General features: G+C 63.0%; 16 protein-coding genes. 11 read left to right on the forward strand and 5 right to left on the reverse strand.

What is annotated here, in order from left to right; all coding sequences use genetic code 11:
* The 9 genes from NAV27_RS08410 to NAV27_RS08450 all read left to right on the forward strand — a co-directional run bounded on the left by NAV27_RS08410 (window position 1) and on the right by NAV27_RS08450 (window position 8,384).
* Window positions 1-528 (forward strand): DsbE family thiol:disulfide interchange protein, encoded by a 528-nt coding sequence (locus NAV27_RS08410; RefSeq protein WP_102828911.1) that lies wholly within the window; start codon window positions 1-3, stop codon window positions 526-528.
* Window positions 525-998 carry a cytochrome c-type biogenesis protein gene (locus NAV27_RS08415; RefSeq protein ID WP_102828912.1) on the forward strand — a complete coding sequence of 158 codons (474 nt, stop codon included), beginning with the start codon at window positions 525-527 and terminating at the stop codon, window positions 996-998. Before NAV27_RS08410 ends, NAV27_RS08415 begins: the two co-directional genes overlap by 4 nt.
* Entirely contained in the window at window positions 995-2,200 is a 1,206-nt protein-coding gene (ccmI, locus tag NAV27_RS08420) for a c-type cytochrome biogenesis protein CcmI (protein WP_102828913.1), read from the forward strand. Before NAV27_RS08415 ends, ccmI begins: the two co-directional genes overlap by 4 nt.
* 22 nt (window positions 2,201-2,222) lie before the next feature.
* Entirely contained in the window at window positions 2,223-2,660 is a 438-nt protein-coding gene (locus NAV27_RS08425) for a hypothetical protein (protein WP_102828914.1), read from the forward strand.
* Window positions 2,661-2,776: 116 nt separating this feature from the next.
* Window positions 2,777-3,073, forward strand: a complete 297-nt coding sequence (gene fliT, locus NAV27_RS08430; protein ID WP_102828915.1) for a flagellar protein FliT — start codon at window positions 2,777-2,779, stop codon at window positions 3,071-3,073.
* Between the two features lie 417 nt (window positions 3,074-3,490).
* Window positions 3,491-4,975: a sigma-54 dependent transcriptional regulator gene (locus NAV27_RS08435; RefSeq protein WP_008570457.1), complete on the forward strand. Its 1,485-nt coding sequence runs from the start codon at window positions 3,491-3,493 to the stop codon at window positions 4,973-4,975.
* Between the two features lie 200 nt (window positions 4,976-5,175).
* The gene (locus NAV27_RS08440) at window positions 5,176-6,291 is read left to right on the forward strand and encodes a sensor histidine kinase (protein WP_305128391.1); all 1,116 of its coding nucleotides are present in this window, start codon (window positions 5,176-5,178) and stop codon (window positions 6,289-6,291) included.
* Window positions 6,288-7,664, forward strand: coding sequence for a sigma-54-dependent transcriptional regulator (locus tag NAV27_RS08445; protein WP_102828917.1), 1,377 nt, complete (start codon window positions 6,288-6,290; stop codon window positions 7,662-7,664). The genes NAV27_RS08440 and NAV27_RS08445 overlap by 4 nt, the downstream gene beginning before the upstream one ends.
* 60 nt (window positions 7,665-7,724) lie before the next feature.
* Complete coding sequence (locus NAV27_RS08450; protein ID WP_102828918.1) at window positions 7,725-8,384, forward strand: thiopurine S-methyltransferase; 660 nt, start codon at window positions 7,725-7,727, stop codon at window positions 8,382-8,384.
* Window positions 8,385-8,430: 46 nt separating this feature from the next.
* Here NAV27_RS08450 and NAV27_RS08455 read toward each other — a convergent pair whose 3' ends face one another.
* The 4 genes from NAV27_RS08455 to NAV27_RS08470 form a co-directional block, all read right to left on the reverse strand.
* Complete coding sequence (locus tag NAV27_RS08455; RefSeq protein ID WP_102828919.1) at window positions 8,431-9,075, reverse strand: DUF2959 domain-containing protein; 645 nt, start codon at window positions 9,073-9,075, stop codon at window positions 8,431-8,433.
* Window positions 9,076-9,157: 82 nt separating this feature from the next.
* A complete protein-coding gene (htpX, locus tag NAV27_RS08460) occupies window positions 9,158-10,030 on the reverse strand; it encodes a protease HtpX (protein WP_008570452.1) in 873 nt (290 codons plus the stop codon).
* A gap of 82 nt (window positions 10,031-10,112) precedes the next feature.
* Window positions 10,113-10,568, reverse strand: coding sequence for a hypothetical protein (locus NAV27_RS08465; protein WP_102828920.1), 456 nt, complete (start codon window positions 10,566-10,568; stop codon window positions 10,113-10,115).
* A gap of 4 nt (window positions 10,569-10,572) precedes the next feature.
* Complete coding sequence (locus NAV27_RS08470) at window positions 10,573-11,784, reverse strand: pyridoxal phosphate-dependent aminotransferase (RefSeq protein ID WP_008570448.1); 1,212 nt, start codon at window positions 11,782-11,784, stop codon at window positions 10,573-10,575.
* A 190-nt stretch (window positions 11,785-11,974) separates the two neighbouring features.
* Here NAV27_RS08470 and msrB point away from each other — a divergent pair, with 190 nt between their 5' ends.
* Both msrB and NAV27_RS08480 read left to right on the forward strand, forming a co-directional pair.
* The gene (msrB, locus tag NAV27_RS08475; RefSeq protein WP_008570447.1) at window positions 11,975-12,373 is read left to right on the forward strand and encodes a peptide-methionine (R)-S-oxide reductase MsrB; all 399 of its coding nucleotides are present in this window, start codon (window positions 11,975-11,977) and stop codon (window positions 12,371-12,373) included.
* Window positions 12,374-12,477: 104 nt separating this feature from the next.
* Window positions 12,478-13,368 carry an ATP-binding protein gene (locus NAV27_RS08480; RefSeq protein WP_102828921.1) on the forward strand — a complete coding sequence of 297 codons (891 nt, stop codon included), beginning with the start codon at window positions 12,478-12,480 and terminating at the stop codon, window positions 13,366-13,368.
* A 41-nt stretch (window positions 13,369-13,409) separates the two neighbouring features.
* Here NAV27_RS08480 and NAV27_RS08485 read toward each other — a convergent pair whose 3' ends face one another.
* Window positions 13,410-14,087 (reverse strand): glutathione S-transferase family protein, encoded by a 678-nt coding sequence (locus NAV27_RS08485; protein WP_102828922.1) that lies wholly within the window; start codon window positions 14,085-14,087, stop codon window positions 13,410-13,412.
* Window positions 14,088-14,093: the final 6 nt, after the last annotated feature.

A 14,093-nucleotide genomic window follows, 5' to 3' on the forward strand; every position in this document is an offset into this window, starting at 1 on the left:
GTGAAACGAGTGCTGATGTTGCTGCCGCTGGCGATCTTCCTGGTGGTGGCGGTATTTCTGTATCGCGGGCTGTTTCTCGATCCGACCGAGTTGCCTTCGGCGCTGATTGGCAAGCCGTTTCCGGCGTTCGAGCTGCCGGCAGTGGAGGGCGACCGGCAGGTTCGCCGCGAGGACTTGCTGGGCAAGCCAGCGCTGGTGAACGTCTGGGCGACCTGGTGTCCGACCTGTAAGGCCGAGCACGCCATGCTCAATCGCCTGGCCGAGCAGGGCGTCGTGATTCACGGCATCAACTACAAGGACGAGAACGCCAAGGCACAGCAGTGGCTCAAGGATTTCCTCGACCCCTACCAGCTCAACGTCAGTGATCCGGATGGCAAGCTGGGATTGGACCTGGGCGTCTACGGCGCACCGGAAACGTTCCTGATCGACAAGAACGGCATCATTCGCCACAAGTACGTTGGCGCGATCGACGAGCGAGTCTGGCGCGAGCAGCTGGCGGCGCTCTATCAGGAGCTGGTGGACGAATGAAATCGATGATCCGCGCGCTGCTGCTGGGTTTGGCCGTCAGCGCTACGGCACATGCTGCCATCGACACCTATGACTTCAAGGACGAAGCCGAGCGCGAGCGCTACCGCACGCTCACCGAAGAACTGCGCTGTCCGAAATGCCAGAACCAGAACATCGCCGACTCCAACGCGCCGATCGCCATGGACCTGCGCGAAGAGATCTTCCGCATGCTGGAGGAAGGCAAGAGCAACGATGAGATCGTCGCCTATCTGGTCGATCGCTATGGCGATTTCGTGCGCTACAACCCGCCGGTAAACACCACCACGCTGTTGCTCTGGTACGGCCCAGCGGGCCTGCTGATCCTTGGTTTCGGTGTGTTGACGGTAATTCTGGTCCGCCGCCGCCGAGCGGATACCGCACCTGCGGCAAGAACCCTTTCCGATGCCGAGCGCGAACGCCTCGCCACGCTGCTGGATAAAAAAGACTCATGATCGATTTCTGGATTGCTGCCAGCGTACTGCTGCTGGCGGCTCTGGCCTTTCTGCTGCTACCGATCCTGCGCGGGCGCAAGGCCCAGGCCGAGGAAGACCGCACTGCGCTGAATGTCGCCCTGTATCAGGAGCGTCTCGCTGAACTTGCTGCCCAGCGCGCCGCCGGCACCCTTACCGAGGAGCAACTGGAAGCGGGGCGTGCCGATGCCGCACGCGAGCTGCTGGATGATACCGAGGGCAGCGACGACGCGCGCAGCGCGCGGCTGGGGCGTGCAGTGCCGCTGCTGGCGGCGCTGCTTGTGCCTCTGCTTGGCTACGGCCTGTACCTGCACTGGGGCGCCAGCGATAAGGTCGAGCTGGCCCGCCAGTTCGGCGAGCAACCGCGTTCTCTCGAGGAAATGACGGTGCGCCTGGAGCGGGCTGTCGAAGCGCAGCCCGATTCCGCCGAGGGCTGGTACTTCCTCGGACGTACTTACATGAATCAGGAACGTCCGGCCGACGCCGCCAAGGCGTTCGCGCGAGTGATCGAACTGGCCGGCCGGCAGCCCGAGCTGCTTGGGCAGTGGGCACAGGCGCAGTATTTCGCCGGCAATCGGCAGTGGACGAAGGAACTGCAGGCGCTGACCGACGAAGCCTTGCGCGCCGATCCGCAGGAGGTGACCAGCCTAGGTCTGCTGGGGATCGCGGCGTACGAAGAAGCCCGCTTTCAGGATGCGATTGGCTTCTGGGAGCGTCTGGTGGCCACACTGCCGGAAGAGGACCCATCCCGTGAGGCGATCAAGGGCGGTATCGCCCGCGCGCGTGAACAGCTTGGCGAGACAGCACCTGCGCCTGCGGCCGCCAGCGAATCGGCGGCGGTTCGGCTTCAGATCGAGGTAACCCTGGACCCGTCGCTGCAGGACGATGTGCGTCCGGATGACAGCGTATTCGTGTTCGCCCGTGCCGTATCGGGGCCGGCGATCCCGTTGGCGGCCAAGCGCCTGCGCGTTGCCGATCTGCCGGCCAACATCAGTCTGGGCGACGCAGATGCGATGATGCCGCAGCTGAAGATGTCCAATTACCCTGAGGTGAAGCTGGTGGCGCGCGTTTCGCGTGAGGGTAATGCAACCAAAGGCGAGTGGGCGGGTCAGAGCGAAGCGTTGAAAACCGCAGGTGGCGACAAGACGATTCGCCTGATGATCGACAAGCCCGACGCTCCTTGACGCGCCGGCAGGTAGCGGAGGGATGAAGATGGTGCGCGTTGGCGATATTTCGTTGGTGCGGCACGCGCAGCGGATCGTAGCGCTAGGCGCGACGCTGCTTCTGGCAGCGTGTGCGGGAACGCCCTATGAGGCCGAACGGCCGGTTCCGCCTGCCAAGCCTGTGCCGCAGGCACCGGCTCCACGCGGTCCGGTTATCGCTCCGCCACCCATCCAGACCCCACCGGCGCCGCGGGCACCATCGGTGCAGCGCAGCCATCCGCGCTATGCGCCGCCGCCGCATGCGGCAGCGCACTGGGATAATCGTTTGGGCGTGTATGTGGTGGAAGGCACCGAGCTGTTCTACCGCGAACGCCTTTATTACCGCTGGGATGGCGAGTGGTACTGCTCCGGACGCCCGGATGGCCCGTGGGATCCAGTGGCGCCGCCCAGCGTTCCGCCAGGGCTGCGTAATCGCTACTGATCGCGGTCGGCTTGCACGGCGAGTCTTTTCGTCGGCTCTGCTAAAGCCGGCTGGCGGTGTGCCGATAAGCAGGAAGCAGCTAGCGGCTGCATGATGAGCCTGCCCGGAGTCGATCCATGAATATGTCCGTCAAACGTCTCGAAGAAACCGGTAGCGCCTTGCGCAATGCACTGGCGCAACAGGACTGGGCGGCTATCAGTGTGCTCGATCGTCAGTGCCGGCAGGCAGTCGACGAAGCCATGAGCGAGCCTGAGCGCGACGAAGTTCAGCTACGCCACGGCATGCAGCAACTGCTGAACCTATACGGCGAGCTGGTTGGCGCATGCCAGACGGAGCGGCAACGTATCGCCGGCGAGTTGCGACAACTCAACCAGGCACGCGAGAGCGCCAAGGTCTACCAGCTGTTCGGATAGTCGCGGCCTGCGGGTGCGACATAGCGTCAATCTGCCACAGCTGGCTGTGCCGCCTGTCAGGCGCCGCTCGCCAGGACGCTCGTGTAATCGTTCCGTCCAACTTCCCGGAAAAGCCGGCATCTTCCTGCTGGTGCTGTCAATTAGCTATCAAAATTAAGGTTTGATAGATTTTTGACTCTGGCGACGCTATGCCTTTACCCCGTAGATATTCCTATCCGGCGGCACGGGAAGTGTGTGCTGGCGCCGATTAACGGCATTTCCGGCGCTGCCTTTGGTCGACAATTCACGTCATAAATTTGACTCCGTTCATTTTTTTTAATTAACTACCGGCCAATTGCCTCTGGTGTGGCCGCGTTTCCCCATGGATGCGAAAACTCCGGCGCTTCTTTTCTGCAAGCCAAGAGCCCTATAAACAAGATGTGGCGTGATACCAAGATTTTGTTGATAGACGATGATCGTGACCGTTGTCGTGACTTGACTGTGATCCTGAATTTCCTCAGCGAGGATCATCTGGCGTGTTCCAGCCACGATTGGCGCGACGCCGTGGAGGGCTTGGAGTCGCGGAGCGTCATTGGCGTCCTGCTGGGCGAGGTCACCAGCAAGGGCGGGGCGGTCGAGCTGTTCAAGCAGATGAGTCAGTGGGACGAGAACGTGCCGGTGATCCTGATTGGCGAGCCGGTGCCGACGGATTGGCCGGAAGAGCTGCGCCGCCGCGTGCTCACCAGCCTTGAGATGCCGCCCAGCTATAACAAGCTGCTCGATTCGCTGCACCGCGCGCAGATTTACCGGGAAATGTACGATCAGGCCAAGGGGCGCGGGCGTCAGCGCGAGCCGAATCTGTTTCGCAGCCTGGTCGGCACCAGCCGTGCCGTGCAGCATGTACGCGAAATGATGCAGCAGGTCGCCGACACCGAGGCCAGCGTGCTGATACTCGGTGAATCCGGGACGGGCAAGGAAGTTGTCGCGCGCAACCTGCACTACCACTCCAAGCGCCGCCAGGCACCGTTCGTGCCGGTGAACTGCGGCGCGATTCCGGCGGAACTGCTGGAGAGCGAGCTGTTTGGCCATGAGAAAGGCGCCTTCACCGGGGCGATCACGGCACGCGCCGGGCGTTTCGAGCTGGCCGAGGGCGGTACCCTGTTCCTCGACGAGATCGGCGACATGCCGCTGCCGATGCAGGTCAAGCTGCTGCGCGTGTTGCAGGAACGCACCTTCGAGCGCGTGGGCAGCAACCGCACGCAGGTCGCCGATGTGCGCATCATCGCTGCGACGCACAAGGATCTGGAGAAGATGATCGAGGCGGGCACCTTCCGCGAAGATCTCTATTACCGCCTGAATGTCTTCCCGATCGAGATGGCGCCGCTGCGCGAGCGCGTTGAAGACATACCGCTGCTGATGAATGAACTGATCTCGCGTATGGAGCACGAGAAGCGCGGTTCGATTCGCTTCAACTCGGCAGCCATCATGTCGCTCTGCCGGCACGATTGGCCGGGCAACATTCGCGAGCTGGCTAATCTGGTCGAGCGAATGGCCATCATGCACCCGTATGGGGTAATCGGCGTCATGGAGCTGCCGAAGAAGTTTCGCCATGTCGATGACGACGACGAGCAGTATGCCGTCAGCCTGCATGATGAGATGGAAGAGCGCGCTGCGATCAGTGCGCCGATGGCGGTTCCCGAAGCGCACGCCATGCTGCCGATCGAGGGGCTGGATCTCAAGGAGTACCTCGGCAATCTCGAGCAGGGCCTGATCCATCAGGCCCTGGAGGATGCCGGCGGCGTTGTGGCGCGGGCCGCGGAGCGCCTGCGCATCCGGCGCACGACGTTGGTGGAGAAAATGCGCAAGTACGGCATGAACCGCCGCGACGACGATAACGGCGAGCTGGCAGCAGCCGAAGACTGATTGTCTGGCGGGCGTAGCCGTACCGGTTGTTGTCGGTACGGCCCGCTCATGTCCATCCCTCTCCGCGCCCAGCGTGCCTCGGGCACGAACCTTGCTCCCGCCAGTGACAGGTCTTTTTTTTGACAGTCACGAGTGGAACAGTGAGCGCCGCCTCTAGCCCAACCCCCGCCGAACGTCCGTGCTCGCCATCGCTCGATGGGCTGACCCAGCTGCAAACCCAGCTGGACGCCACTCAGCAGCGGATGGCTGCACGCGTGGCCTCGCTCGAAGGTCAGTTGGACGCCGCCAGCGCGCTGCGTCTGCGCGAGCTGGATGAAAAAGAGCGGCTGGCCCAGCGGTTGCGCAGCCTGCTCGATCTGCTTCCCGGTGGCGTGGTGGTGCTCGACGGGCATGGCGTCGTGCGCGAAGCCAATCCGGTTGCCATTGAGCTCCTGGGCGAGCCGCTGGAGAATCAGTTGTGGCGCAACGTCATCGCACGCTGCTTCGCCCCGCGGCGCGACGACGGCCATGAGATATCGCTCGCCAACGGGCGGCGGGTTGCGCTTGCCACCCGCTCGCTGAGCGGCGAGCCGGGGCAGCTGGTACTGCTCACCGACATGACCGAAACGCGCCGGCTGCAGGATCAGCTGGCGCGCCATCAGCGCCTGTCGTCACTTGGGCGGATGGTCGCCTCGCTGGCGCATCAAATTCGCACGCCGCTGAGCTCTGCCTTGCTCTACGCCAGCCACCTGGAAGAGGGTGGGCTGAGCACGGAACAGCAAACGCGTTTTGCCGGACGCCTGAAGAGCCGGCTGCACGAACTGGAGCATCAGGTTCGCGACATGCTGGTGTTCGCCCGCGGCGATCTGCCTCTGCAGGATCGCATTACCCCGGCCGAGCTGTTCGGTGCGCTATGCGCGGCGGCCGAGTCGCGCTTGCAGAATATCCACCTGCGCTGGCAGTGCGATGCGGCGCAAGGGCTGCTGCTGTGCAACCGTGACACGCTGGTCGGCGCATTGCTCAATCTGATCGAAAATGCCGTGCAGGCTGCAGGCGCCGGTGTGCGGCTCAAGATTCATCTCTACGCACGCGGCGACAGCTTGCGCTTGTGTGTCAGCGACAACGGGCCGGGCATCGAGCCGGCGCTGCTGGCGCGGTTGGGTGAGCCTTTTCTCACCACCAAGGCGACCGGTACCGGGCTTGGGTTGGCGGTGGTCAAGGCCGTTGCGCGTGCCCATCACGGTGAGCTGCAGCTGCTTTCCCGGCCTGGACGAGGCACCTGCGCGCGGCTGGTGATTCCCCTGCTTCCAGCAGGCCCGCAGGAGATTTGCGAATGACTGGCAGAATTCTTCTGGTTGAAGACGATCACGCATTGCGTGAAGCACTGGGCGACACCCTTGAGGTCGGCGGTTATGCCTATCGCGCTGTGGCGAGCGCCGAGGCGGCATTGCAGGCGCTGCGCGAAGAGGCGTTCAGTCTGGTGGTCAGTGACGTCAATATGCCGGGTATGGATGGCCACGAACTGTTGAGCGTGATCCGCCAGCGTTATCCGCAGGTGCCGGTGCTGCTGATGACCGCTTTCGGCGCCATCGAGCGCGCGGTGCAGGCCATGCGTCAGGGGGCGGTGGATTACCTGCTCAAGCCATTCGAACCGAAGGCTCTGCTGAACCTGATCGCGCAACACGCCTGCGGTCGCTTGGATGATGCCGAGCAGGGGCCGGTCGCTCATGCACCGGCCAGTCGACAATTGCTCGAGTTGGCCGCACGGGTGGCGCAGAGCGATTCCACGGTGCTCATCTCCGGTGAGTCGGGGACCGGCAAGGAAGTGCTGGCGCGTTACATCCATCAGCAGTCGCCGCGGGCGAATGGACCGTTCATTGCAATCAACTGTGCGGCCATTCCCGACAACATGCTCGAGGCCACGTTGTTCGGTCATGAGAAGGGCGCCTTTACCGGAGCGGTCGCCGCGCAGCCGGGCAAGTTCGAACTGGCCGATGGCGGTACGCTGCTGCTCGACGAGATATCCGAGATGGCGCTGCCGTTGCAGGCCAAGCTGCTGCGGGTGCTGCAAGAGCGTGAAGTGGAGCGGGTCGGCGCGCGCAAGCCGATCACGCTCGATATCCGCGTGCTCGCCACGACCAACCGTAATTTGCAGGGCGAAGTGGCGGCGGGGCGTTTTCGCGAGGATCTGTACTATCGGCTATCGGTCTTTCCCTTGGCGTGGGCGCCACTGCGTGAGCGGACTGCGGATATCGTGCCGCTGGCCGAGCGGCTGTTGGCCAAGCATGGGCAGAAGATGCGACAGGCGCCGGCGCGGTTGTCCGAGGCCGCGCGGCGCTGCCTGCAGGCTCATGCCTGGCCGGGGAACGTGCGCGAGTTGGACAACGCCATCCAGCGCGCGCTGATTCTTCAGCGCGGCGGCGTGATCGAGCCGGCCGACCTCTGCCTGGGCGGTGTTGAGCTGATGCTCGCGGCCGTCTCGAGCCAGGCGCCAGCGGCCAGCGACGTCGCGACGAAATCCGCCGCGGCGCTTGGAGAGGATCTGCGGCAGCACGAATTCCAGCTGATCATCGAAACCTTGCGCAGCGAACGCGGACGCCGCAAGGAGGCGGCGGACCGCCTCGGTATCAGCCCGCGTACGCTGCGCTACAAGCTGGCGCAGATGCGTGATGCCGGCTTCGATGTCGAGGCTGCGCTGTACGCAGAATGATCGGCTTCGCCTGTAAGGTGCTCTGCTAAGCTGCCGTCTTCATTGGAAGGAGGTTTGCGGATGCACGAAGACTTCTGGCTGCAGCGCTGGGCGCGCAATGAAATCGGTTTTCACCTTGGCATGGTGCATCCCGGGCTGCGGCGCCACTGGCCGCGGCTTGGGCTTGCGCCGGGTGCGCAGGTATTGGTGCCGCTGTGCGGCAAGAGCGTCGATCTTGCCTGGTTGGCCGAACAGGGGTATCGGGTGCTGGGTGTCGAGCTGAGCGAGAAGGCGGTCGAAGCGTTCTTCGCTGAACAGCAGCTCGACGCCGAGGTCTCCCAAGCCGGGCCTTTCAAGATTTTCCGTGCAGGCGCGCTGGAGATCCGCTGCGGTGATATTTTCGCGCTCGCGGCGCAGGATGTTGCCGACTGCCAGGCTCTATACGATCGTGCCGCGCTGATTGCCTTGCCGCCGCCGATGCGCCAGCGCTATGCAGCACATCTTTCGGCAATCCTGCCGAATGCCTGTCAGCAGTTGCTGATTACCCTCGATTACGAGCAGTCGCAGATGGACGGGCCGCCCTTCGCCGTCGATACCGCTGAGATCACTGCCCTTTATGCGGCCGACTGGCACGTCGAACTGCTCGAGTCGAAGGAGGTGCTGGAACGCAACCCGCGCATGCGTGAGTGCGGTCTGGGGCGCCTGGAGGAGCGTTTCTATCACCTGCGGCGCCACGCCTGAGACATCCCCGCGCTTGTCATGCCGTCACGGCGACCGGGCGGGGCGCTCAGCTTCCCGCCTGCAGACGGCGGATGAAACTGTCCGCTTCGTCGATGGCGCGCTGCATGTCCGCCATCAGCTGATCGACGTTGCTCTGCAGCGTCCGGTATTCGCCCTGCAGTGCGCCAATGGCGCGGGCGTTGAGATTGTGCTTGAGAAACAGCACTTGGTCGCGCAGCACGGCAAGCACCGGCGCAATGCGCTTCTCGGCAGCCTTCATGCGCTGCAGCAGTGTGCGGTATTCGCTGCGCGTGCGGCTCAGCTCACGTGTACTGGCGCTCTTCAGGCTGGCGTTGCTGTACTGCTGTAATTCGTCTTCCCATTCGTCGAACAATGCCTCGGCGACATCTTCGACAGCCTCGATGCGTGCGCGCACGTCGTTGGCTGCGGCGACACTGGCCTCATATTCCCGGTTCAGCGCCTCGTAGCGCTGTTCCAGATCGCCGCCGTTGACTTTGACGACGCTGCGGTAGCGCTCCAGCGCATCCTTGAACTGCTGCTTGGCGTCCTGCTGCGAGTCGCGGGCATCCTCGACGCGATCAACCAGAATGTCACGTTTATGAATGCCTGCCTTTTCCATCGCGGAGTAATAGGCGCTCTGGCAACCGCTGAGCGTGAGCATGACGCAGCAGGTGAGTAGAAGTCGGCGCATGAGGGTTCCTTTGTGCGCGGGAGGAAGAAGATAGACAAACAAAAAGGGCGACTTGCGTCGCCCCTTTTTCATCCGAACATGCTCAGCCGCGCTGACGCAGCGCCTCGATGCGATCGTCCAGCGACGGGTGGGTCATGAACAGCCCAGCCATGCCATGTTTCAGCGCGCCGTTGATGCCGAACGCCTTGAGCGTATCCGGCATCTGAACCGGCACGCCTTGTTCGGCCTGCAGGCGGCGCAGCGCGCCGATCATGGCTTGGGTGCCGGCGAGCTGAGCGCCGGCTTCATCGGCGCGGTATTCGCGTTTGCGCGAGAACCACATGACGATGATGCTGGCCAGCAGACCCAACACCAGTTCGGCGAAGATGGTCGCGATGAAGTAGCCGATGCCTTGGCCTTCCTCGTTCTTGAGGATCGCTTTGTCGACGAAGTTGCCGAAGATCCGCGCGAAGAACATCACGAAGGTGTTCACCACGCCCTGGATCAGCGCGAGCGTGACCATATCGCCGTTGGCCACGTGGCCGATTTCATGGGCCAGTACGGCCTTGACCTCGTCCGGCGAGAAGCGCTCCAGAAGACCCTGGCTGACGGCCACCAGGGCATCGTTCTTGTTCCAGCCGGTGGCGAAGGCGTTGGCCTCGTAGGCCGGGAAGATACCGACTTCCGGCATCTTGATACCGGCTTCGCGCGACAGTTGCTCGACGGTCTGCAGCAGCCACTGCTCATGGCGCGTACGAGGCTGGCTGATGATTTCGGTGCGGGTGCTCATTTTCGCCATCCACTTGGAGATGAACAGCGAAACCAGCGAGCCGGCGAAGCCGAAGACCGCGCAGAAGGCCAGCAAGCTGCCATAGTTCTGGCCGGTGTAGCGGTCGACCCCGAGCACCTTGAGCGTGATGCTGGCGATCAGCAGTACCGCGAGGTTGGTGGCCACGAACAGAAAAATGCGCATCATGGTTGCGACTGACTCCGGGAGTACGAGAAAGAACGTAGGCTATATAAGGTGCGCCCCCGGGCTATTCAACCGGGCGACTATTTCAAGCTATGTCGTGTCGTGCTGGCAGCGGGCCGCTTTCGAGGAGCAGTCGGGCCAATCCGGCGAGACGCTCGCTGTTTCCGCTTTTCAGCGCTTCGCGTAGCTGATGGGCGAGGCTGGCATGAACGCGTTGCACGCTCGAAGGCAGGGTTTCCGTTGCGGCGGGCAGATCGGGAACGCTGCGAGTCAGGCGCAGGAACGCCTTTTCGGTGAGTACCGCCTGATCCAGCGCCTGATACTGAATGGTGCTGTCGAAGCGCAGGTAGCCTTCTTCGGCGAGCCATAGCAGCGCCCCAAGGCAGCCCTGGTGGCGCTTGCTCGGCAGGCCGAATTCGTCCGGCTCTTCGTGGCCGATCAGATCCTCGACGTACAGCGCGACCTTGCGCGGAAAGGCCTGATAGAGCATCAGCAGGCCTGCCGCGGCGTCCCGGTAGAAATCGTCGATGTGCAGATCCATGCCGTTACTGGTGATAGGTCTTGAGGAAGTTGCCTATGCGACCAATCGCCTGCTCCAGATCGTCGACGCGCGGCAGGGTGACCACGCGGAAATGATCCGGCCACGGCCAGTTGAACGCCGTGCCCTGGACGATCAGCAGCTTCTCGGCCAACAACAGGTCGAGTACGAACTTTTCGTCGTTGTGAATCGGGCAAACCTTCGGGTCGATCCGCGGGAAGGCGTAGAGCGCACCCATCGGCTTGACGCAGCTGATGCCCGGAATGTCGTTGAGCAGCTCCCAGGTGCGGTTGCGTTGCTCGATCAGGCGGCCTGGCGGCAATATCAGGTCGTTGATGCTCTGATAGCCGCCCAGGGCGGTCTGGATCGCATGCTGGGCCGGCACGTTAGCGCACAGGCGCATGTTGGCAAGGATATCCAGGCCTTCGATGTAGCTCTGCGCCTTGTGCTTGGGGCCGGAAATTGCGACCCAGCCCGAGCGGAAGCCTGCCACTCGGTAGGATTTGGACAGGCCGTTGAAGGTCAGGCAGAGCACGTCCGGCGCCAGCGAGGCGGTGGAAATGTGCACGGCGTCGTCGTAGAGAATCTTGTCGTAGATCTCGTCGGAGAAGAGCACGAGTTTGTGCTGGCGCGCCAGCTCCACCATGCCTTCCAGCACTTCTTTAGGGTAGACCGCACCGGTCGGGTTGTTCGGGTTGATCAGCACCAGCGCCTTAGTGTTCGGCGTGATCTTGGCCTTGATATCGGCCAGGTCCGGCCACCAGTTGGCCTGCTCGTCGCACAGATAATGCACCGGCTTGCCACCGGCCAGGCTAACGGCTGCGGTCCACAGCGGATAGTCCGGCGCCGGGATCAGTACTTCGTCACCGTTGTTCAGCAGGGCCTGCATGGACATGACGATCAGCTCGGACACGCCGTTGCCGAGGTAGATGTCCTCGATACCGACGCCTTCGACCTGCTTCTGCTGGTAGTACTGCATGATCGCCTTGCGGGCGCTGAACAGACCTTTGGAGTCGCTGTAGCCCTGGGCGGTTGGCAGATTGCGGATCACGTCCTGGAGGATTTCCTCCGGGGCCTCGAAACCGAACGGCGCCGGGTTGCCGATGTTCAGCTTGAGGATGCGATGGCCTTCCTCTTCCAGGCGTTTGGCGTGCCGTAGCACCGGCCCGCGAATGTCGTAGCAGACATTGGCGAGCTTGTTCGATTTGCTGACCTGCATGATCCTGAGTGTCCCGAAGTGAAAACGCGCCAGCTCCGGAGTGGCTGGCCACGCTTGGCATGAACCCGGGCGCCTTGGCAGTCGGAAACCCCGCTGCCAGACTAGGCGTCGAAGAGCCACGCATGATACGTGCGGCCCGATCACCGGAAAAGGTACAGATCGGCCTTTTTTAAGCTGTGGAGGTGTACCGATGGATAAGCTGGAAAAACCGCTCGAAGTCTGGCGCGAAGAGCTTTCCGACGAGCAGTTCCAGATCTGCCGCCTCGGTGCCACTGAGCGTCCGTTCAGCGGCAAGTACAACGACAGCAAGACCCCGGGTACCTACCGTTGCGTCTGTTGCGGTGCGCCGCTGTTCGATTCGGCTGCCAAGTTCGATTCCGGTTGCGGCTGGCCCAGTTACTTCCAGCCGGTCAGTGACACGGCGATCGCCAGTCTGGATGATTTCAGCCACGGGATGCATCGCATCGAGGTGCGTTGTGCGCGCTGCGATGCACACCTCGGCCACGTGTTCCCCGACGGACCGCGACCAACCGGCTTGCGCTATTGCATCAATTCCGCGTCTCTCGATCTGGAGCCGCACGACGCCTGAGTCTCCCCGCCGCGGAGGACGCTGCGAGCGCCCGCTGCGTCGATGGGGTAGTGGGTGTGGAGCTCGCGCCGCTCAAGTCTATGAATCACATCTGGAGTCGCCCGATGGATGTCGAACTGAAAGCATTTCTGCGGCGTGCCGAGGCGCTGCTGACGCGTGTCGAGCCGTTATTGCCGATACCGCATGAGCCCATCGACTGGGGTGGGACCATTGCCGCGCGCTGGCAGCGAGATGCGCGCGGGGGCTGGCTGGCGCCTTTGCGCGTGAATCTCGATCTGTCGCTGGACGACCTGATCGGCATCGACCGCCAGCGCGATCTGCTGGCGGCCAATACCCGCCAGTTCGTTTCCGGAATGCCGGCCAACCATGTGCTGCTTTGGGGCGCGCGTGGCACCGGCAAGTCGTCGCTGATTCGCGCCCTGCTGGCTGAATACGCCGCCGCCGGACTACGTCTGATCGAAATCGAGCGCGACCACCTGGCCGATCTGCCCCGCCTAGTGGAGGCGCTTGCCGGCGAGCGGCGGGCGTTCGTAGTGTTCTGCGATGACCTGTCCTTCGAGGCCGGCGAGGGGGATTACCGGGTGCTCAAGAGCGTGCTCGACGGTTCGCTGGAGCGGGCACCGGAAAACGTGCTGCTTTACGCCACCTCCAATCGCCGCCATCTCGTGCCGGAACGGCAGAGCGATAACGAGCACTGGCAAATGGTCGATGGCGAGTTGCATCCCAACGAGGCGGTGGAGGACAAGATCGCCTTGTCCGACCGGTTCGGCCTGTGGCTGTCGTTCTACCCGTTCAGTCAGGAGCACTACCTGAGCGTCGTTCGCCACTGGATCGGCTCGCTGGCAGATCGGGCCGGGCTGGACTGGGTATGGAGCGAGGCGCTGGAGAGAGATGCGATTCGCTGGGCAACCGGACGCGGTAACCGCAACGGACGATGCGCGTATCAATATGCGCGTCAGTGGGTCGGTCAGCGTTTGCTCGAACGTCGCGACTGAAGAGTTGCAGCGCCTCGGTCGGGCGCTGCGTACGTTTAGGCTCAGCGTGCCGCCGCTTTGGCCATTTCCTTGAGCTTGTCGTTCATGCGCTGCTCGCTGGGCAGCAGACCGGCGAGCGAGGGCAGGGCAAGCATGCGGGCGTAATGATCAGCCAATGCGGGCCAGCGAGCGGTGTCCAGCGATTCACCACCGTGAGCCAGGTTGATGAACTGGCTGGTAATGGCGAGATCGGCCAGCGACAGGCGCCCGCCAACGAAATAGTCCTGCTGCCCCAGTTGCTGCTCAAGGTAGTCGAGGTGTCGCGGCAGCTTTTCGTGCAGCGCCGACTGTACGGCTTGCTCGTCGCAGCTGCCCCCCGAGCTCGGTTTGAGTATGCGGTTGGCAAAGATGCAGAAGGTTGTCAGCGGCGCGAGCTCGTAGTCGGCGTATTTCTCCAGCCAGCGAATCCTTGCTCGGCTTGCAGCGTCATCGCCGTACAGGCGGTGCGTATCGGCATAGGCGTCTTCGAGGTACTGGCAGATCACGCTCGAGTCGGCCAGCGTAAGGTCGCCGTCGCGCAGCGCCGGAATGCGACCGAGAGGGTTGAGTTGCAGATACCAGTCCGGCGGATTGAACGGCATCACCATTTCCAGCTGATAGTCGAGCGCTTTTTCCAACAGGCAGAGCCTGACCTTGCGTACGAAAGGCGAAAGCGGGGCGCCGTAAACCGTCAGTGTCATTGTTGT

Origin of the sequence: Stutzerimonas degradans (assembly GCF_024448505.1) — a bacterium.
Lineage (GTDB): Bacteria > Pseudomonadota > Gammaproteobacteria > Pseudomonadales > Pseudomonadaceae > Stutzerimonas > Stutzerimonas degradans.

What these genes read in the sequence shown, in the direction of transcription:
- NAV27_RS08415 (WP_102828912.1), top strand. Translation starts at nt 525, where the DNA reads ATGAAATCGATGATCCGCGCGCTGCTGCTGGGTTTGGCCGTCAGCGCT.
- ccmI (WP_102828913.1), top strand. Translation starts at nt 995, where the DNA reads ATGATCGATTTCTGGATTGCTGCCAGCGTACTGCTGCTGGCGGCTCTG.
- NAV27_RS08425 (WP_102828914.1), top strand. Translation starts at nt 2,223, where the DNA reads ATGAAGATGGTGCGCGTTGGCGATATTTCGTTGGTGCGGCACGCGCAG.
- fliT (WP_102828915.1), top strand. Translation starts at nt 2,777, where the DNA reads ATGAATATGTCCGTCAAACGTCTCGAAGAAACCGGTAGCGCCTTGCGC.
- NAV27_RS08435 (WP_008570457.1), top strand. Translation starts at nt 3,491, where the DNA reads ATGTGGCGTGATACCAAGATTTTGTTGATAGACGATGATCGTGACCGT.
- NAV27_RS08445 (WP_102828917.1), top strand. Translation starts at nt 6,288, where the DNA reads ATGACTGGCAGAATTCTTCTGGTTGAAGACGATCACGCATTGCGTGAA.
- NAV27_RS08450 (WP_102828918.1), top strand. Translation starts at nt 7,725, where the DNA reads ATGCACGAAGACTTCTGGCTGCAGCGCTGGGCGCGCAATGAAATCGGT.
- NAV27_RS08455 (WP_102828919.1), bottom strand. Translation starts at nt 9,075, where the DNA reads ATGCGCCGACTTCTACTCACCTGCTGCGTCATGCTCACGCTCAGCGGT.
- htpX (WP_008570452.1), bottom strand. Translation starts at nt 10,030, where the DNA reads ATGATGCGCATTTTTCTGTTCGTGGCCACCAACCTCGCGGTACTGCTG.
- NAV27_RS08465 (WP_102828920.1), bottom strand. Translation starts at nt 10,568, where the DNA reads ATGGATCTGCACATCGACGATTTCTACCGGGACGCCGCGGCAGGCCTG.
- NAV27_RS08470 (WP_008570448.1), bottom strand. Translation starts at nt 11,784, where the DNA reads ATGCAGGTCAGCAAATCGAACAAGCTCGCCAATGTCTGCTACGACATT.
- msrB (WP_008570447.1), top strand. Translation starts at nt 11,975, where the DNA reads ATGGATAAGCTGGAAAAACCGCTCGAAGTCTGGCGCGAAGAGCTTTCC.
- NAV27_RS08480 (WP_102828921.1), top strand. Translation starts at nt 12,478, where the DNA reads ATGGATGTCGAACTGAAAGCATTTCTGCGGCGTGCCGAGGCGCTGCTG.
- NAV27_RS08485 (WP_102828922.1), bottom strand. Translation starts at nt 14,087, where the DNA reads ATGACACTGACGGTTTACGGCGCCCCGCTTTCGCCTTTCGTACGCAAG.